The sequence below is a fragment of the Streptacidiphilus anmyonensis genome, assembly GCF_000787855.1.
Classification (GTDB): Bacteria; Actinomycetota; Actinomycetes; order Streptomycetales; family Streptomycetaceae; genus Streptacidiphilus; species Streptacidiphilus anmyonensis.
Map to the genome: position 1 here is coordinate 383,032 of NZ_BBPQ01000001.1, position 18,012 is coordinate 401,043.

Here is an 18,012-nt window from a genome sequence, read left to right on the forward strand (position 1 = left end):
TCCGCGGGATCTGACACTCCGTGCCATCGTGCCTGGCATTTAGTTTCCTCAAACATCCGGACGACACGCACGCGTCGGCGCTAGATTTCGTGTGAGGGTTCCTTGAGGATTCCTTGGCTTTGTCTTGTTGGTCATGGTTTGCGCACAACGCGCACACTCCCTGGGGCGGGACGGTGGTGCCGGTGTCGAGTCCAACGCCGATCCGCTGGGACCGGCAGATCCAGCGTCGGCTGGCGCGTGGGGAGGAGTCCGCGCTGGGCGAGCTCTACGACCAGTTCGCCCCGCTCGTCCACGGCCTGGCCAACCGCGTCCTCGGCGACCAGGCCGCCGCCGAGGAGATCACCCAGGACGTCTTCGCCCACGTCTGGCAGCACCCGGAGAGCTTCGATCCGGCGCAGGGCTCGATGCGCTCCTGGATCGGCACGCTGACCCACCGCCGCGCCGTGGAACGCCTGCGCCGCGAGGCGGCGGGCGCGGACGCCGGCCTCGGGTGCGCCGACGGGGCACCGCTGGAGCCGCCCAGCGTGGAGGAGGAGGTGCTGGCGGCGGCGACCGCCGCCCGCGTCCAGTACATCGTCTCCTCGCTGCCGCAGGCCCTGCGCGAGACGCTGCTGCTCACGTACTTCGGCGGCCGCACCTACCGGCAGGCGGCCAAGGAGCTGGGCATAGCGCCCGACACGGCGAAGCACCGGATGCGGCTGGGCCTGCAGTTGCTCGCCACCGCCCTCTCGACGGAGCCGGCGCTGTGAGCGCGGCGGACGTCGAGGTGGGCCGCCTCGGCTCGGAGCTCCACGAGGGGCTCCGGTCGCTGCTCGGCGCGTGGGCCCTCGACGCCTGCACCGTCCAGGAGGCGACCCGGCTGGAGACGCACCTCCTCAGCTGCCCCGCCTGCCGCGAGGAGGCACGCCAACTGCGGGACGCCGCAGGCTGGCTCTCCGCCGACGAGCCGCTCGACCCCGAACCCAGCCTGCGTCGGCAGGTCCTCGACGGCTGCCTCGACCGGCGCGAGCCCGCGTTCCGCGTTCCGGCCTACGCCGAACCCTTCGTCGCGGAGACGGCCCGCCTGGACGCGCTGCTGCGCGACCTCGGCGAGCTGGACTGGATGGAGCCGGCCACGCTGCGCTGGCACGCCGGCACCGAACAGCGCCGCCCGGCGGACGTGCTGTGCCACCTCGCGGCGGTCGACGGCGTCCTCGCCCGCACCCTGGGCCTCCCCGACCCGACGGAGGGAGCGGACCTCGCCGAACGCGACGCCCGCCTGTGCGCCGCGCAGGCCGAGCGCCAGCCCACCGCGGTGCGCGCCCTCTGGCGCGCGCAGACCCGCGCCGTCGTGGAGACCGCGGCGCTGGCTCCGCCCGATCTGGCGGAGCGCCTCGTCGACTACGGTGCGTTCCAACTCCCGCTCGCTGACGCGTTCCTGGACCGCGCGTTCGAGTGCTGGATCCACGCCGAGGACATCGCCGAGGCGGTCGGCTACCCCTACCACCCGCCGCGCGGCGCCCACATCCGCTCGTTGATCGGGCTGGCGGCGCGCATCCTGCCCCACGTCTTCCCGTCCGGCCAGCCGGGCGCGGGCCGCGTCGTCCAGTTGATCGTCGAGGGCCGCGGCGAGGGCGAGTGGCTCATCCCCGTCGACGCCCCCGGCCCCCCGCCTCCCGTCGACACGTTGCCGACGGCGACGGTGGCGATCGACGGCGTCGAGTTCTGCCACCTCTGCGCCGGGCGCAGAGACCCCCACCGCATCCCCGCCGGCATCACCGGCGACAAGGAGTTGGCCCGCGCCCTGCTGGCAGCGGCACCCCTGCTGTCACGCCCATGAGGTAGTCGCATCCTCAGGGGCGCGGGAGCGTTCGCTCAGGTGAAGACGACGGTGCGGAAGCCGTTCAGCAGGACGCGGTGCTCCGCGTGCCACTTGACCGCGCGCGCGAGCGCCTGGCACTCGACGTCGCGCCCCAGGGCGACCAGCTTCTGCGGGGTGACGTCGTGGCTGACGCGCACGACCTCCTGCTCGATGATCGGGCCCTCGTCCAGCGCCGCGGTCACGTAGTGGGCCGTCGCGCCCACCAGCTTCACGCCGCGGGCGTGGGCCTGGTGGTAGGGCTTGGCGCCCTTGAAGCTCGGCAGGAAGCTGTGGTGGATGTTGATCGCCCGCCCGGCGAGGGCCTTGCAGAGGTCGTCCGAGAGCACCTGCATGTAGCGGGCGAGGACCACCAGGTCGACCTGCTCGTCCTCGACGATGCGCAGCAGCTCCGCCTCCGCCTCCGGCTTGGTGTCCGCCGTCACCGGGAGGTAGTGGAAGGGGACCCCGTACGAGCCCACCAACTGCTCGAAGTCGCGGTGGTTGGAGACGACGCCCGCGATCTCCACCGGCAGCGCGCCGCTGCGGGCGCGGAAGAGGAGGTCGTTCAGGCAGTGGCCGAACTTGCTGACCAGCAGCAGGACCCGCATCTTGTCCTCGCCGGAGCTGATCTGCCAGTCCATGTGGAACGCGTCGCCGGTCGCGGAGAAGCTGGCGCGCAGCTTCTCCAGGGTGACCTGCGGCTCGGCCGAGAAGTGCACGCGCATGAAGAAGAGGCCGCTGTCCGGGTCCCCGAACTGCTGGCTGTCCACGATGTTGCAACCCGTGATGAACAGGTAACTGGACACGGCGTGCACGATGCCCTGCTTGTCGGGGCAGGACAGGGTCAGGATGTACTGCTCGGCCATGCGGAAACTCTCCCACAAACGGCCCCGGGCGCGGCGTGCCGTCTCACGCTGCGGCGGTCAGGCCCCGGCGGTGCGTGTGAGGATCGAGAGCATCGCGAGCGAGCGGGGGGCCGCGTCGGGGTCCTCGCCGTCGGCCATGGACATCCGGACGTGGGCCTCGCGGCAGGCGCGGATCGCCTCCGGCCAGGCGTGGTGCTGGAAGTAGGCGTCGGCGGGCGCGTCGGGGCCGACCTGGTGCATGATCCGCAGGACGCGGAGCACGGCGGTGTCCACCGCGGTCGCCTCCGCGGAGTCACGGAAGATCGAGCCGACGTACTTCTCCGCGGACCACCGGTCCAGCCAGGTGTCCTCGACCAGGCGGTAGACGGCGTCGGTGACGTCGCCGTACCCCTCGCGTCCGGCCCACCAGCACTCCTGTTGGAAGCGGGGGTCGCCGAGCATGTGCAGCGCGGAACGGACCCGGGCCCGCCAGCGCCACCAGGGAAGGTCAGTGAGCGGCATGGCGCCCATCCTCCTGGAGCGGGTACCGGTTCGAGAAGTCCTTGACGCGTCGTGCTCGGCTTGCATGGGTCACGATCCTACGTTCTACGCGTGTCCTCACTCTGTGTTCACCCCTGTGTGACTGTTTGTTCTCCTTGATTCCTCCGACACGCCCCGAACCGGGGTGAGGGTGGCCTTCCGTACGTATTCCGGTGTGCGGGGAGGGCACGGTTGTGATGAAACTCAAGGGGGCTGATAGCGCCAGGCTGTGGCGCCGCACTGGTGCGGCGGTGGCCGCGACCGCGCTGCTCGGTGGGGGACTGAGTGGCTGCGGAGGCGCCGCGAGCGCGGACCCGTCTTCGCCGATCACGGTGATGACGTGGGCTCCGATGAACGGCAAGGCCGGAGCCGAGCCCGGAATGCCCGGTATCGCCCAGGCCATCGCCCGGTACTTCAACGACAACGGCGGCGTCGCGGGCCACCCCGTGCGGGTGATCACCTGCAACGAGGACAACACCCCGGACGGCGCGATCGCCTGCGCCAACAAGGCGGCGGAGGAGGATGTCGCGGCCGTCGTCGGCTCCGACAGCCAGTACGGCGACCAGTTCATGCCGCTGCTGGAGAGCGCCGGCATCTCGTACATCGGCGGATCCGGCGCGTCGGCGGCCGAGTTCAGCTCCCCGTACTCCTACCCCGTCAACGGCGGCTACCAGACCCTGCTGGTCGGCAACGGCGAGCAGCTCGCCGCCGCCGGCTGCCACCGGGTCGCCATCGTCCGTCCGGACACCTCCGTCGGCGACTCGATGTACACCTTCCTCAACAACGGTCTCGCGCAGTACCACCTCTCCGCGACCGACGTCCCGACCAAGGAGGGGCGTACCAACTACCAGCACGAGGTGCAGGTGGCGGTCGGCTCCGACCAGCCGCACGACTGTGTCACCAGTGCGCTGGACGCGGCCTCGACGCAGACCTTCTTCGACAGCTGGCGTCAGTACTCCCCGACGAACGCGCACCTCTCCGCGCTCATCGGCAGCTTCCAGCAGTCGCTGGTCGACAGCATGGGCGGCCAGGACGGTCCGCTCGAGGGCGCGCTCGCGACCGGCTGGTACCCGCCGGACAGCAGTCCGGTGTGGAGCGAGATGAACTCGGTGATCAAGAAGTACGCGTTCACCAACAACAACATCAACCCGTCCGACCCCGGGGTGCAGACCACCTGGATCGCCTTCGAGGTGTTCCGGAAGGTGGTGGACGGCCTCAAGGGCCACCCCGTCACGGCGCAGAGCGTGCACGCCGCGTTCGACGCGACCGGCCCCGTCACCACGGGCGGTGCGACGCCGCCGCTGGCCTGGCAGGACGGCAACCTCGTCAGCCTGGCCGCCACACCGCGGACGGTCAACACCGACGTGTCCTTCCAGCAGGTCATCAACGGCGAACTCACCGAGTCGCACGCCGGCCTGGTCAACGTCGGCCAGGCGCTCACGCGCTGACACCTGCACCGGACGCCTCCCGCTGCCGCCCGTCGCCCACGACGGGCGGCAGCACGTCGTTGCTGCTCAGATCAGAGCTGGCTCGACTCCTTGGTCGGCAGGTTGTTCGCGGTGGCGATCTTGTTCCAGAGCTCCGCGGCCTCACGCTTGGCGATCGTCGCGTTGCTGCTGGCGGCGACCGCCGCGACCGACTCACCGCCGTCCTTGGGGCGGTGCTTCTTCTGGCAGGGGCCGACCGACTCCGCGGCCCACGCGGCGTAGTGGGAGTCGGCCTGCTGGGATGCCTGCCACCCTGCGGTCAGCTTGGCGACCAGATCCGCCCCGGAGGGCAGTGCGCTGACCTGGAGCTGGCCCAGCTTCGTGACGAGGGCGGCCCGCGCCTGGGCGGCGAAGGTGAGGGTGGTCTGGTCGTCCGGCAGCGCCTGGCACGCCTTGACGCTGGCGACGGCGTTGACCACCGCGGTGCGGTTGCTCGACGCCGTCTCCAGCAGCGAGCTGAGCTCCCGCGCCTGCGCGAGCTGGGCCGTCTTGTCGCCGGGCCCCGGGCCACCGGCTGTCGCGCCGTGCTTCGCGCCGGCGCCCTTGTCGCCCGCCGCGCTCGCGGAGGAACCCCCGCCGCTGAGCAGCGCGCCCAGGGCGATGCCGACCACCGCGCACCCGGCGACGACCGCGATGCCGAGGGTGCGCATCGACGGGCGGTTGCGGTGGGGTTCGTCGTCGTAGCCCTGGTCGTCGTAGCCCTGGGCGTCGTACTGCTGCTGGTAGCCGCCCTGGTCGTACTGCGGCTGCTCGTAGGGCTGTGCCTGCTCGTACGACTGCGGCGGGTCGTAGGAGTCGCCGTAGGCCACCGGCTGGGTCTGCTGGACCGGCTGCTGCGGAAAGCCCTGGTACGCCTGCGTCGGGGCCGCCGCGTAGCCGGAGTGCCCGCCGTAGGGCTGGGGCTCCTGGGCCGGGGCCGCGGGCATCGGGGGCAGGTACTGGGTCGCCGCGGGCTGCGTCTCCTGCGCCGGGAGCGGGGAGCCGTACGCCGCCGCCGACCCACCGTCGGCCGGACGGAACAAGTCGTCCGGGGTGAGCTCGTCGGGGTTGGGACGACGATGGTTCACGCGCTCTTCCTTAGCTGTGGACGGCGCCCGCGCCGCGCATGGGCGCGCTCACGACGCGGAACACGCTACCCGTTCACACCAACGGGTGACCATCCTGGGTGACCGGGACTCCCCCGTCCCCGCTACCCGGCCGTCCACGGCTCGAGCAAGGCTCAGGCGGCGGCCTCAGCCATCGCACGGGCCTGGAACTCCTGGACCGAGCGCTGGTGGCGATAGGGCTCCAACATCCGCCGGAAGTCGTCCAGATACTCCGCACCCCGCGCCGAACGCAGACCGGACATCAGTTCCATCGCCCGCGCGCCCGTGTCGCAGGCCTCGTCCACGTCCCGCAACTGGAGTTGGGCGATGGCCAGCAGGACCAGGTCGACCGCGCGACGGCGGACCCGCGACTCCGGGTGGCCGCGCAGCGCCTCTTGCGCCTGCCGCGCGCTCTGCCGCGGCTGCTCCAAGTCGCGGTGGCAGTGCGCGAGTTCGTCGGCCAGGTAGGCGTGGTCGAAGTGGCCGATCCAGTCCGGGTCCTCCTCGGGACGGCTGTGGTCCAGCTGTTCCAGGGCGAGCCCGGCCACCGCCTCGCAGCTGCGGCTGTCGCCGAGCAGGGCGTGGCCCCGGGCCTCGGCGGCGTAGAACATGGCCATCGCCGTCGGGGTGGCCTGGCCGCGCGCGCCCTCCTGGGCGGCGCGCGCCAACTGCGCGATCTCCCGCGGATTGCCGAGAGCGGCGGCGAGGTGGCTCATCGAGGACGCGAGCACGTAGCCGCCGTAGGCGCGGTCACCCGCCGCCTGCGCGAGGCGCAGCGCCTGGATGTAGTAGCGCTGCGCCAGCCCCGGCTGCCCGGTGTCGATGGCCATGTAGCCGGCCAGCTCGGTGAGCCGGGCCACGGCGCCGAAGAGCTTGCGGCCGGTCTCCTCCTTGTACGCGCCCGCGAGCAGGCCGGAGACGACGGAGTTGAGGTAGTGCACCACCACCGGCCGGACGTGGCCGCTGCCGAAGCGGTGGTCGAGGTCGACCAGCATCTGCGTGGTGGCCTGCACGGCCTCGACGTCCGCGAGGCCGACGCGCGGCCCGCCGGTGCGGGCGACCGAGAGGTCCGGCCCGGTGATCAGCCAGTCGCGGCTCGGCTCGACGAGCGCGGCGGCGGCGACGGACGCGCCGCTCAGGAAGTCGCGGCGGCCGACGTCGCTGCGCCACAGCTCGCTGACCTGTTCGATGGCGCCCGGCAGCGTCGCGGCGAACTGGAGCCCGACGCTGGAGGAGTGGCTCTTGCCGTCGGACATGCCGATCTCGTCGACCGTGACGGTGCGGCCCAGCTTCCGCCCGATCGCCTCCGCGATCACGGACGGGGCCTGCCCGCGCGGCTGCTGGCCGCGCAGCCAGCGGGCCACCGAGGTCTTGTCGTAACGCAGATCCAGTGCGTGTTCGGCCCCGCACAGGTTGACCCGGCGGGCGAGGCCCGCGTTGGAGCAACCGGCCTCCTGGATCAGGGCCTGGAGCCGTTCGTTTGGCTGTCGTGCGACGAGCGGTCTGGCGGCCATGGACGTCACTGCCTCCCCTGGAGAGTCGGAGGTCGCAGGACAGGAGCATTCCCCTGATGCGTTCCGGTGATGCGTCACGAGGTGTCAAGAGCGGTCAATGGCTGGGAATTAGCGACATTGGGCCGACTGCTGACAGCGTAGCGAAGCATCGGGGGCACACGTAGCCGCTCACCCCGGGTGCACCCCCCGTGCGCCCCCTGGCGTGCAACCGCGCGCCCCACTCGCGCGTCCTGTTGGGCCGACTTTTGCCGATCACCCGTAACCCCTGGTCCGCCGCCGAGTTGTGCAGCACGTGGAAGACACCCTGGGAGCCACCGAGCAGGACGGCCGCGCGGACGCCGGGAGGGGCGTGCGCGATCTCCTGTTGCAGGCGGCCGTGACGTACGCGGAGGACCGGCACTGGGAGGTCTCCCCCGGCGCCTGGCTGCTGGAGGACGACGGCCCCCCGCGCTGCTCCTGCGGCGACCTCGCCTGCCCGATGCCCGGCGCGCACCCCGCCACCCGCGACTGGACGCGCCGCGCGAGCTCCGGCCCCGGCGTGGTGCGGCGCTGGTGGACGGAGAACCCCCAGGCGTCGATCCTGCTGCCGACCGGCCGCTCGTTCGACGCGATCGACGTGCCGGAGGTGGCGGGCTGCCTGGCGCTGGCCCGGATGGAGCGGATGGGCCTGCAGCTCGGCCCGGTCCTCGCGATGCCGGGCGGTCCCGGGCGCGGCCGCCGGCTGGTCTTCCTGGTGCTGCCGGGCGCCCTGCCGAAGCTGCCGGACATGCTGCGCCGCCTCGGCTGGGGCCCTGGTCGGCTGGACCTGGTCGGCCACGGCGACGGCGGCTGGGTCGTCGCGCCGCCCACCCGCATCGGCGCGCTCGGCTACGCGCAGTGGGCCCGGGAGCCCACCACGCTGAACCGCTGGCTGCCGGAGGCGGCCGAGGTCATCAACCCCATCGCTTACGCCTGCGGCCGAGAGGCGCCGCTGCCCGCACACGCGGGGCAGTAGCAGAGCCCGGCAATCCCCTGTGCCCCCGAGTCCCGCGGTGTCGCCTCCCGCGGTCCGACCGGGGGCACAGTCATGCGCGGGCGGCCTGCGTGGGCGACACGGGTGCGACGACATGTGTGCGATGAGGTAGATGGCTACCCGCGCGCCGAAGTGGAAAAGCCCCACTTTCGAGTGACCGGGCTCAAGGATTGCCGGGATCTGCCGAGGAAATGAATTCCGGCACAGGCGCCACAGCCGGACGAGAGGAGCGGGGCGCACGCCAGGGGGCGCCCGGAGGGGAAGCCGGGCACGGTTCGGGGGTTCGGGGGCGGGGAAACCAGGGGGTAGACGAGGGGCCTCGGCACTCGGGGAAAAGAGCCGAGGCCCCTCGCTCCTGTCCTGTCGGGAGGTTCAGGCCCGCGCGACGAAGACGTGGGCGGCGATGTCCTTGTCCAGCTCCGCCGCTTCGCCGCCGCTGCCGACGAGGATGCCGCCCGTGGACTGGGTCACGTTCACCACCGCGCCGGGCTGCACGCCGGCCCGCCGCAGGGTGTACATCAGCTGCGCGTCCGTCTGGATCGGCTCGCCGATGCGCCGGACGATGACGCTGCGCCCGTCGTCGGAGGCCAGCTCGTCGAGGGTGACCAGGGACTCGGCCTCGTCGGCCGGAGTGTCGCCGAGCTCCTCCAGGCCGGGGATCGGGTTGCCGTAGGGGGACTGCGTGGGGTGCCGCAGCAGCTCCAGCACGCGGCGCTCCACCGCCTCGCTCATGACGTGCTCCCAGCGGCACGCCTCCGCGTGCACCTGCTCCCACTCCAGGCCGATCACGTCGACCAGCAGGCACTCCGCGATGCGGTGCTTGCGCATGACCCGGGTGGCGAGCTTGCGGCCCTCCGGCGTCAGCTCGAGGTGGCGGTCGCCGGCGACGGTGAGGAGGCCGTCGCGCTCCATGCGGGCGACGGTCTGGCTGACCGTGGGCCCGCTCTGCTCCAGGCGCTCCGCGATGCGCGCACGCATGGGGACGACGCCCTCCTCCTCCAGCTCGAAGATCGTCCGGAGGTACATCTCGGTGGTGTCGATCAGGTGGCCTGACATCGGACGGCGGGCTCCGTTCCTCGGTGGTGCACCGGTCGCGCTCCCGGTTGCCCCTCAATTCTTACGCATCGCACCGACAACCCGGACGGCCGTGGCACGCGGTGTTGACAGCGGCACCGGTGACGCAGCACCGTGCCCAGCACAATGATGCGAGTACCACAGAGGTTCAGTCTGCTACTCAGGGAGCCGAAGACCCGATGAGCGATCTCGCCGGTCAGTACCTGGACGCCGCCGTCGCCCACCTCCAGCGGATCAAGGACGAGGAGTCGGCCGGGATCGAGGCGGCGGCCGAGGCGCTCGCGCGGACCGTCAGGGAGGGCGGCCGGATCTTCACCTTCGGGGCCGGGCACTCCTCCCTTCCCGCCCAGGACGTGGTCTACCGGGCCGGCGGCCTGGTGCTGATGAACCTGCTGACCGTCCCCGGCGTGATCGGTGTGGACGTGGTCCCGGCCCACCTCGGCAGCGCGCTGGAGCGGGTGCCGGGGCTGGCGACCGCGACGCTGGACGCGGGGCCGGCCCGCGCGGGCGACCTGCTGTTCGTGATCTCCCTCTCCGGCCGCCAGGTGATGCCGGTGGAGCTGGCCCGCCACGCCCGCTCGCGCGGACTGACGGTGGTCGGGGTGACCTCGCTGGCCTACCCGGGCCAGGTCACCTCGCAGCACCCGGACGGGCTCTACCTCAAGGACGTCTGCGACCTGGTGCTGGACAGCAAGATCGCGGTGGGCGACGGCGAGCTGGCCGTCGAGGGCGCGGAGACGACCTTCGGTCCCGTCTCGACGCTGACCACGGTCGCGCTGATGCAGTCCGTCGTCGCGGTCGCCGTCGGCAAGCTGGCCGCGACCGGGACCACCCCGCCGCTGTTCCGCTCCGGCAACGTCGACGGCGGCACGGACTGGAACGCGAAGCTGATGGCCGAGCACAAGGACCGCATCTTCTACACCTTCTGACGTCACGTCACCCACGGTTCCCGACACGACCGGACCGGGCTCCTCCGCTCGTCGATTGCGTGAATACGTGTGCTGTGCACGGACGCTGGGCAGGTTGACACTTATTCAGGGCGGCCAGCGAGCGCGAGGGGGCAGTCGGCCATGGTCTTGAACTCTGCTCGGGACTTCCGCGAGGACGGACTCGTCCCCGAGCCGTACCCCACCATCGATCAGGTCGCGGTCAACGAACAGCAACGGGCGACTCGTTGGTACGGCGGGCAGATCCTCGCCCTGTTCGCGGCGTCGGCGCTCGGCATCGCCGACTGGCACGCGGGCGGCCTGGACATATCCCCGGCGCTGTCGCTGGCCGCGTTCCTGGCCGCGTTCTACTACTGGAGCCGGCTGCGCGCCAAGCACCCGCAGACGCTCTGGTTCGAGAGCCGGGCGGCAGCCGAGTCCATCAAAGGCCTGGTCTGGCGCTACTCGATCCGGTCCCGCCCGTTCGACGGCGAGGCCCACTCGCCGTACGCGGACGAGCAGTTCCTCGACGAGATGAGCGAGATCTTCGAGATCTACCGCGGGCTCGGCGCCATCGGCCCCGAGGCGCAGCCCTCGATCACCGCCGAGATGACGCATCTGCGCGGCCAGGGCCTCGCCGTCCGACGCGAGGTCTACCTGCGCGAGCGGGTCCGCTCCCAGCGTGTCTGGTACGTGGGCAAGGCCGACGCGTACGACAACAAGAGCACGGTCTGGTCGATGGCGACCCTGGCGGCCATCTGCTTCGGCCTGGCCCTCGCCCTGCTGCAGATCTCCGGGGCGCTCCACGTCCACGCGCTCGGGACCTTCGCCACCGTCGGCGCCGCGATCACCGCGTGGACCCAGCTCAAGCAGTTCCGCCCGCTGGCCGCGGCCTACCGGGTCGCCGCCAGGGAGCTGGAGCAGATCGAGAACCGCCTGGCCAGGCTCAATCCGGCCGAACCGGGCGCGGAGGAGCTCTGGTCCCGCCTCGCCCGCGAGGCGGAGTCCACGCTCGCCAAGGAACAGGCGGTCTGGCGCGCCCGGAGCGACCGCCGGATCTGAGCCGCGCGGCGTGACGTGACGGCACCACCGCACCGACACGGGGACGACGTAGAGGAGCGACGTGAGGGACATCGAGGTCAAGACACCGGACGGCCGCACGCTCGCCGCGGTGATCTGGGGCAGATCCCACCAGGACCCGGTGTTCCTGATCCACGGCACGCCCGGCAGCAGGCTCGGTCAGCTGCCGGTCGAACGCCAGCTGGACCGGCTCAACGTCCGGGTCATCACCTTCGACCGCCCCGGCTACGGCCAGTCCGACCGCCTCCCGGGACGCCGCGTCCGCGACGCCGCGGACGACGTGGCCGCGGTCGCCGACCACCTCCGCCTCGACGCCTTCGGCGTCGTCGGCCGCTCCGGCGGCGGCCCGCACGCGCTCGCGTGCGCGGCGCTGCTGCCGGAGCGGGTGACCCGCACCGCCGTCATGGTCAGCCTCGCGCCGCGGGACGCGGAGGGCCTCGACTGGTACCAGGGCATGACGGACTCCAACATCGAGGCGTACCGGGCCGCCGAGGCCGGGCCCCAGCGTCTGCGTCCGCTCCTCGCGGCGCGCATCGACGGCATCCGCGAGCAGCCGCGCACGCTGATCCAGGCCCTGCGCAGCGAGCTGCCCCCGGCGGACCTGAACGTGATCCGCGACCCCGGCATCCGCAGCAGCCTCGCCCGCAACTACGCGGAGGCGGTCCGCGTGGGCGACGACGGCTGGAACGACGACGTACTGGCCTTCGTCCGGCCATGGGGCTTCGACCCGGCCGAGATCAAGGGGCGCGTCGACCTGTGGCACGGCGAGGACGACGTCTTCTCCCCCGTCGAACACACCAGATGGCTGGCCGCGCACATCCCGGGCGCCCACATGATGGTCGAACCGGGCGCCGCCCACTTCGCCGCCTGGCGGCTCCTCCCCGACATCCTCTGCCGCGTCGCCCTGAACGCGGCCTGACGCCCCCGCCGGGCCCACCGACGCATCCGCGAGAGCGCCCCACCGGGGCCCTCTCCGCCCGCGCGCGCCCCAGCCCCGGAGGCAGACCCTCGCCCACCACCGCGCGGCCGGGGCAGGGGCGGGCGGCGCGGCAAAGGCGAGGGCCGGCCGAGGACGGCAACCACCCCGCCGCGAACCCACCGCACGACCGCCTGACGGCCCAGCCCCGCCTGCGCGACCGCAGTTCGGGGCCAGGGGTGGGTGTCGCGCCGCATGGAGCGGTGGGGTCAGGCTGGGAGGAGTTCGAGGTCGCGGCCCATGCGGCGCCAGGCGCGGGCGTCGTGGACGGTCTGGTGGTTCTCGCCCAGGACCGCGATGAGATGGTCGATGGTGCGGCGGCGCAGTTCCTGGGCCTCGGCCTCGCGGCCGAGGCCGCGGAGGGTGATCGCGAGGTTGCTCTGGCAGACCAGGGTGTCCGGGTGGGAGCCGCCGAAGCGGGCGGTCATGCCCTCCAGCGCGGCGCGCCCCAGCGCCTCCGCCCGGGTGAGGTCGTTGGTGTCGCCGTAGGTGTTGGCGAGGTTCAGCATCGCGCAGTGGGTGTAGGGGTGCGCCTCGCCGACCGTGTGCCGCAGCGCCTCCAACGTGCGCTCGCCGAGCGCGACCGCCTCGCGCAGCTCCGTCGGCTGGCCGATGTCGCGCTGGTAGATCGTCATGTTGTTGGAGCAGATCAGGGTGAACGGATGGTCCGCGCCGACGCTCTCGCGGTAGGTGTCCAGGACCTCCATCGCCAGGTCCCTGGCCCGCTCCTTGTCGCCGGCCGCGGAGTACTCCGCGGCGAGGTTGAGCGCGCAGGACAGCGCGTCCGGGACCTTGGCGTCGTAGCGCTCCAGGTAGCGGTTGTAGGTCTCGATCGTCAGCCGCCGCGCCTCGTTCTGCTGACCGACCCGGCGCAGCGAGACCGCGAGGGACTTGGCGTAGCGCAGCGAGGCGAGGTCGGGGACCGGGACGGAGTACTCGTCGCGGAACTCACTGAGCAGGCTGATCGAGCGCGCGTAGTTGCCGAGGGCGCGCTCGTCGTCGGCGAGGTTGGCCTTGGAGGTGAGGGTGTACGGGTGCGTGGCGCCGAGCACCGCGCCGCGGAGGTTGTAGACCTCCTCGTCGAGTATCCGGGCCGACTCGTAGTCGCCGTTGAACCGGTAGTCGATGGCGAGGTTGTTGGCGATATTGAGGGTGCGCGGGTCCTCCTCGCCCAGCTCCTCCTTCATCTTCAGGTAGGTCTCCTGGTCGCGCTTGAGCGCCTCGGTGAAGCGTCCGAGCACGCGCAGGTCGGCGGCGAGGTTGCCGGCGGTCTGAAGCGTGAGCGGGTGGTCGGGGCGCAGCACCCGGCTCTGGCGCTCCAGGGTGTCCTCGTCGAGGTCCAGGCACTCCTGGGCGAGGCCCTTGCTGCGCAGCACGCTCGCGAGCTGGAAGCGCAGTTGCAGCGTCTGCCGGTCGTCCTCTCCGAGCTTCTCGGTCCAGGCGACGTTGAGCCGTCGACCGAGGTCCTCGGCACGGTCCAGGTCGCCGCGCTTCCACAGGTAGCGGACGCGGTCGATGAGCAGCTGCCGGGTGTCGGCCTCGTCGCAGGTCTCCGCGCTGGACGGGCCGAGGTGCGGCCAGATCAGCTCGAAGCGCGGCCAGTTCTCCGGGTCGTCGGTGTCGCCGATGTCCGGGCGGGCGCCGACGAGGACGCGGTGGACCTCGTGGACCAGCTCCTCCTGCTCGTCGGCGCTGAGCCCGGACCGGATGACGGCCTGCACCATGCGGTGGACCTGGAAGGTGCGGCTGCTGTTGTCGACCTTGGCCAGCGCGTACCGGCCGATGGCGCGGATGACGCGGCCCATCATGTTCTTGTCGCGCAGCTCGTCGTCGAAGGGCAGCAGCGCGTTCATCATCTGGTCGCTGTAGAAGATGCTGATGGCGATCGAGTCGGGTGACAGGAACGCGCACAGCTGGAGCAGCCGGACGGCCGCCGGCATCTGCTGGCCGAGGCGCTCGATGGAGACCTTCCAGGCGCGGCCGAAGCTGTCCGGGTAGTCGTCGGGGGTCGCGCCGCCGAGCGCCTTGTCCGGCTGGCTCTGCAGCTCCTCGACGTACTCCGCGACCGGGACGCCGGTGGTCTCCAGCCAGGCCGCGGCTATCTCGACCGCCAGCGGCAGGTCGCCCACCGCCTCGGCGACCAGCGCCGCCTCCTGCTGCGACAGGGCCTGCGCGCGGCGGCACAGGTGCTCGATGGACTCCTCCCGACGGAAGACGTCGACCTCCAGGGCCTCGGCATGGCTGGTCCACGCCTGGTTCCGGGAGGTGACCAGGACGTCGCCGGAGCCGCCCGGCAGGAACCGGACGATCTGCGCCGGGTCGTCGGCGTTGTCGAAGATCAGCAGCCAGCGCTTGGCCTTGGGGTGCATGCCGAGCCGCAGCGTCTCCTTGACCAGGTCGGCGTTCTCGTTCGCGTTCTCGCCCATGCGCAGGTCCAGGCGGCGGCCGAGCTCGGAGAGCGAGGTGGCGACCTGCTCGGGCTCCTCCGACTCGATCCACCACACCAGGTCGTAGTCGGCCATGAAGCGGTAGGCGTACTCCAGGGCGACCTGGGTCTTGCCGACGCCGCCGAGGCCGTAGAGGGTCTGCGGGGTCGGCAGCACCACCGTGGAGCGCCGGTCCCGCTGCTGGCCGCGCAGTTGGTCACGCAGGCGGTCGAGCACGGCGGCGCGGCCGGTGAAGGACGGGTTGCGCAGTCGCAGGTTCCAGATCGCCGGACGGCGTCCGGGGAAGCGCGGCCCCTCGCCGGGGAGGGAGTCCATCAGCAGCGTCTCGGGGAGGCCGACGGCCCGCAGCAGCACCGCCCGCGCGGCGTCCTCCTCCAGGCGCACCAGCTCGACGGAGTTGCCGCCGAAGTTGGAGGCGGAGCGCACGTCGCCGACCCGCACGGTGATCAACTCCGGCTGGTCCGGAGTGCGTTCGCCGACCAGCAGGTCGCGGGCCTGGCGCGACTGGACGGCCTTGGCGTACGCCTGGCTCCAGACGGCCAGGGTGCGGGTCACCGCCTCGCGGACCCGGTCGGAGTCGACCCGCGGCAGCGAGCCCAGCTCGCGCGGGACGACCCGCAGCCCGGCCCTGGTCAGCACCCACTCGATCCACTCCGCCCACATCCGGTCCTCGGAGGCGTAGGACACGATGATGTCCTCGCGCGCGGTGGGGCGCGGCCGGGTGAACAGGTCCACGTAGTGCAGTCGGACGTCCTCGTCCATCGGCGGCAGGCCGATCACCCGGTCCTTGGTGACCGAGGCGACGAGCCGCTCGACGGCCGAGAGCATGGACAGCGGCGAGCCCGGCTTGTCGCCGAAGGGCGCGAGGATCTCCTCGTAGGCGTAGTAGGGCAGGTAGGGGATCTCGACGGAGTCCCAGTGGCGTTCCCGCCCGCTCTCGGAGAGCCCCTGCGGCAGTCCGCTGAAGCGCTTGCGGGCCAGCGCCCGGCCGGCGTCGGCCTTGCCCTTCTCGCCGTCGTCGATGCGCATCGGCACCGGCAGGATCCGGATGCCGCGGTTGTAGTGCCGCTCGGTGATCTTGCGGGCGATCTCGGAGGCGCCCTCGATGCTCTGGTTGCTGAGGGTGAAGCAGATGACCAGGTCGTCCGGCAGCTCGACGGTGCAGATCTCCTGGATGTCGGAGAGGCCGGTGCGGCTGTCGAGCAGGATGTAGTCGTACTGGCGGCTCATGTCGGCGCGCAGCGCCTTGAAGAACTCCGCGCCGTGCCGCCGGGCGTAGAACTCGTCCCAGTTGATGTTCGCGACCATCGCGCCGTAGTCGCTGTGCGCCTGGCCTGCGGGCAGGAAGTCCAGGCAGCCCTCGCCGGGGAAGCCGGTCCAGTTGAGCGAGAGCACGTGCGGGAGGACCCGGGCCCACTGGCGCATCGCCGTCGGATCGAACTCCTCGCTCTCCAGCGGGGCGTCGCAGTAGTCGTAGATCAGGTCGATGACGCCGGTGGAGGCGTCGAGCGCCGCCTGTTCGAGGAAGGGCGCGAAGAAGCGATGCAGGCCCGGCGCCTCCAGGTCCCAGTCGACGGCGAGGACCCGGTATCCGTTGGCCGCCAGGATCCAGGCCATGTTGGCCAGGGCCATGGTGCGACCGGTGCCGCCCTTGTAGGAGTAGAAGGTGACGATCCGTCCGTCACGTTGGTCGCGGAGCGGCAGCACCGGCTCGGCCCCGTCGCTCTCGGGCTGAGTCACGCTCATGGATTCCCTCCCCCAGAACCGGTTGACGGCCCCTCGTCGGCTGCGGCGTGATCGGACGCGCTCGGTGCGTTGTGCGTGCTCGGCGTGCTCGGCGCGCCCGGCGGGGAGCCGCCTTGCCGGCCGTTCCCGCGCTTGATGTGCTCGTCTCGCAGATTCGGTCGCGACGGCGACCCGTTCGCCTCCGCCAGGGCGGTCGGCCCGTCCGGCCCCTCCAGCTCCTCGAAGGCGTGCATGGCGCTGAGCGCGACGTGCGGCAGCATCGACTCGAACTCGGTGAGGCTGGACACCACGTCGACGCCGCGCAGCCGGGCCCGTTGCAGGCGCTGGGCGCGCAGGTTGACCAGGGTGCGCTCGGACAGCGCGCGCAGCTCCTCGTGGCGCGAGGCGTTCTCCGGGTCGTGCGGGTCCCAGGGCTCCATCAGCCCGACCCAGGTGGGGTTGCAGGCGTCCATCTGCCGCAGGACCTCGCGGTGCTGGGCGTCGAGCAGGGTCCACCGGTCCAGCAGCAGCAGGCCGGGGGCGCTCGGCCGTTCCCCGGCCAGTACCCGGGCGGCCTCCTCGGAGAACGGCTCGATGCTGGCGTGGAACTCCCACTCACGCGCCACGGACGCGGCGCGCCGGGCGATCGACTCCTCGCTCCCGCCGCCGAAGGGCCGCCACTCGTGGGCCCCCGTGCCGTAGCTGGAGCCGGAACGGCCGTCCGGCAGGTGCTCGACGTCGCAGGCGGCCACCGAGATCCGCAGCGTGCGTCGGCGTTCGGGGGCCGGGAAGGCCGAGTCGAAGTCCTGGAAGTCCCGGCGGGCGCCGATGCGCACGCGCATCCGCTCGGACACGTCGACGATGCGCTGGGCCAACCGGTAGACGGCCAGTTGGTAGTCGGACTGGAACTTGCTCACCTTGAGCAGCGGCTGCATCCCCTCGGTCCGGTAGCCCTCGCCGAACGCCTGGTGGTCGAACTGCAGCGCCTTGGCGACCGGTGGCAGCCGCTCCTCCTGCACCCGGACCCACTGCACCGGCACGATCGCGGAGGGCAGCCCGCCGCCCGGCGTCACCGACAGCACGTCGCGGGAGGCGAAGGCGGCCCATTCCTGGCCGCACGCCTGGCTCTTGAAGTAGTGCACGGAGTAGAGCGGCACGAAGACCCGGCAGTGGGCGAGCGCCTCGCTGATCCGCTCGGACCAGCCCTCGCCCACGTTCAGGCCGGAGTCCATGAAACCGGGCGGTTCGTTGGCGTCCCAACCGGACAGGTCCGTCACGGCCTCGCACAGGTCCCGGAATAAGCGGGCTTCCCAGAGGTTCGAAACGCTGCGGGGCCGTCCGGCGCCTCGCGGGGAATGCGCGTAACTCAGAAAGAAGATGGGGCGAGGTATGTCCTCGTCCCAGCCCTCTTGGTCGGTCACCCTCGCACCCCCGAACGATGTTGCCCGTTCTGTAGGACGA

14 protein-coding genes are annotated in these 18,012 nt (G+C 71.9%); 7 read left to right on the forward strand and 7 right to left on the reverse strand.

Annotated features, from left to right (window positions below; all coding sequences use genetic code 11):
- Positions 1-182: 182 nt before the first annotated feature.
- Both TR50_RS01695 and TR50_RS01700 read left to right on the forward strand, forming a co-directional pair.
- Complete coding sequence (locus TR50_RS01695) at positions 183-749, forward strand: sigma-70 family RNA polymerase sigma factor (RefSeq protein WP_042412821.1); 567 nt, start codon at positions 183-185, stop codon at positions 747-749.
- Positions 746-1,819 (forward strand): maleylpyruvate isomerase family mycothiol-dependent enzyme, encoded by a 1,074-nt coding sequence (locus tag TR50_RS01700; protein ID WP_042412822.1) that lies wholly within the window; start codon positions 746-748, stop codon positions 1,817-1,819. Before TR50_RS01695 ends, TR50_RS01700 begins: the two co-directional genes overlap by 4 nt.
- 35 nt (positions 1,820-1,854) lie before the next feature.
- Here the strand turns inward: TR50_RS01700 and purU are convergent, their stop codons facing one another.
- Together purU and TR50_RS01710 are read right to left on the reverse strand one after the other, a co-directional pair.
- Complete coding sequence (purU, locus tag TR50_RS01705) at positions 1,855-2,706, reverse strand: formyltetrahydrofolate deformylase (RefSeq protein ID WP_042412824.1); 852 nt, start codon at positions 2,704-2,706, stop codon at positions 1,855-1,857.
- Positions 2,707-2,763: 57 nt separating this feature from the next.
- The gene (locus TR50_RS01710; protein WP_042412825.1) at positions 2,764-3,216 is read right to left on the reverse strand and encodes an SCO4402 family protein; all 453 of its coding nucleotides are present in this window, start codon (positions 3,214-3,216) and stop codon (positions 2,764-2,766) included.
- Positions 3,217-3,560: 344 nt separating this feature from the next.
- Here TR50_RS01710 and TR50_RS01715 point away from each other — a divergent pair, with 344 nt between their 5' ends.
- On the forward strand, positions 3,561-4,673 hold the full coding sequence (locus TR50_RS01715; RefSeq protein WP_160311064.1) for an ABC transporter substrate-binding protein: 1,113 nt from the start codon (positions 3,561-3,563) through the stop codon (positions 4,671-4,673).
- A gap of 71 nt (positions 4,674-4,744) precedes the next feature.
- Here TR50_RS01715 and TR50_RS01720 read toward each other — a convergent pair whose 3' ends face one another.
- The gene (locus TR50_RS01720; RefSeq protein ID WP_052440558.1) at positions 4,745-5,779 is read right to left on the reverse strand and encodes a hypothetical protein; all 1,035 of its coding nucleotides are present in this window, start codon (positions 5,777-5,779) and stop codon (positions 4,745-4,747) included.
- Positions 5,780-5,931: 152 nt separating this feature from the next.
- Positions 5,932-7,311 carry an NsdA family TPR-like regulatory protein gene (locus TR50_RS01725; protein ID WP_042412829.1) on the reverse strand — a complete coding sequence of 460 codons (1,380 nt, stop codon included), beginning with the start codon at positions 7,309-7,311 and terminating at the stop codon, positions 5,932-5,934.
- 292 nt (positions 7,312-7,603) lie between these two features.
- Here TR50_RS01725 and TR50_RS01730 point away from each other — a divergent pair, with 292 nt between their 5' ends.
- Positions 7,604-8,305: a bifunctional DNA primase/polymerase gene (locus tag TR50_RS01730; protein ID WP_042413269.1), complete on the forward strand. Its 702-nt coding sequence runs from the start codon at positions 7,604-7,606 to the stop codon at positions 8,303-8,305.
- 390 nt (positions 8,306-8,695) lie between these two features.
- Here the strand turns inward: TR50_RS01730 and TR50_RS01735 are convergent, their stop codons facing one another.
- Positions 8,696-9,379, reverse strand: coding sequence for an iron-dependent transcriptional repressor DtxR (locus TR50_RS01735; RefSeq protein WP_042412835.1), 684 nt, complete (start codon positions 9,377-9,379; stop codon positions 8,696-8,698).
- Between the two features lie 197 nt (positions 9,380-9,576).
- On the opposite strand from TR50_RS01735, the gene TR50_RS01740 reads away from it, so the two are divergent.
- The 3 genes from TR50_RS01740 (at position 9,577) to TR50_RS01750 (ending at position 12,322) form a co-directional block, all read left to right on the forward strand.
- Positions 9,577-10,326, forward strand: coding sequence for a sugar isomerase domain-containing protein (locus tag TR50_RS01740; protein WP_042412837.1), 750 nt, complete (start codon positions 9,577-9,579; stop codon positions 10,324-10,326).
- A gap of 141 nt (positions 10,327-10,467) precedes the next feature.
- Positions 10,468-11,385, forward strand: coding sequence for a DUF4231 domain-containing protein (locus tag TR50_RS01745; protein WP_042412839.1), 918 nt, complete (start codon positions 10,468-10,470; stop codon positions 11,383-11,385).
- A 61-nt stretch (positions 11,386-11,446) separates the two neighbouring features.
- On the forward strand, positions 11,447-12,322 hold the full coding sequence (locus TR50_RS01750; protein ID WP_174514786.1) for an alpha/beta fold hydrolase: 876 nt from the start codon (positions 11,447-11,449) through the stop codon (positions 12,320-12,322).
- A 266-nt stretch (positions 12,323-12,588) separates the two neighbouring features.
- Here TR50_RS01750 and fxsT read toward each other — a convergent pair whose 3' ends face one another.
- Positions 12,589-16,572, reverse strand: coding sequence for an FxSxx-COOH system tetratricopeptide repeat protein (gene fxsT / locus TR50_RS01755; RefSeq protein WP_042412840.1), 3,984 nt, complete (start codon positions 16,570-16,572; stop codon positions 12,589-12,591).
- Positions 16,569-17,972 (reverse strand): TIR-like protein FxsC, encoded by a 1,404-nt coding sequence (locus tag TR50_RS01760; RefSeq protein ID WP_236654192.1) that lies wholly within the window; start codon positions 17,970-17,972, stop codon positions 16,569-16,571. Before TR50_RS01760 ends, fxsT begins: the two co-directional genes overlap by 4 nt.
- Between the last annotated feature and the right edge of the window lie 40 nt (positions 17,973-18,012).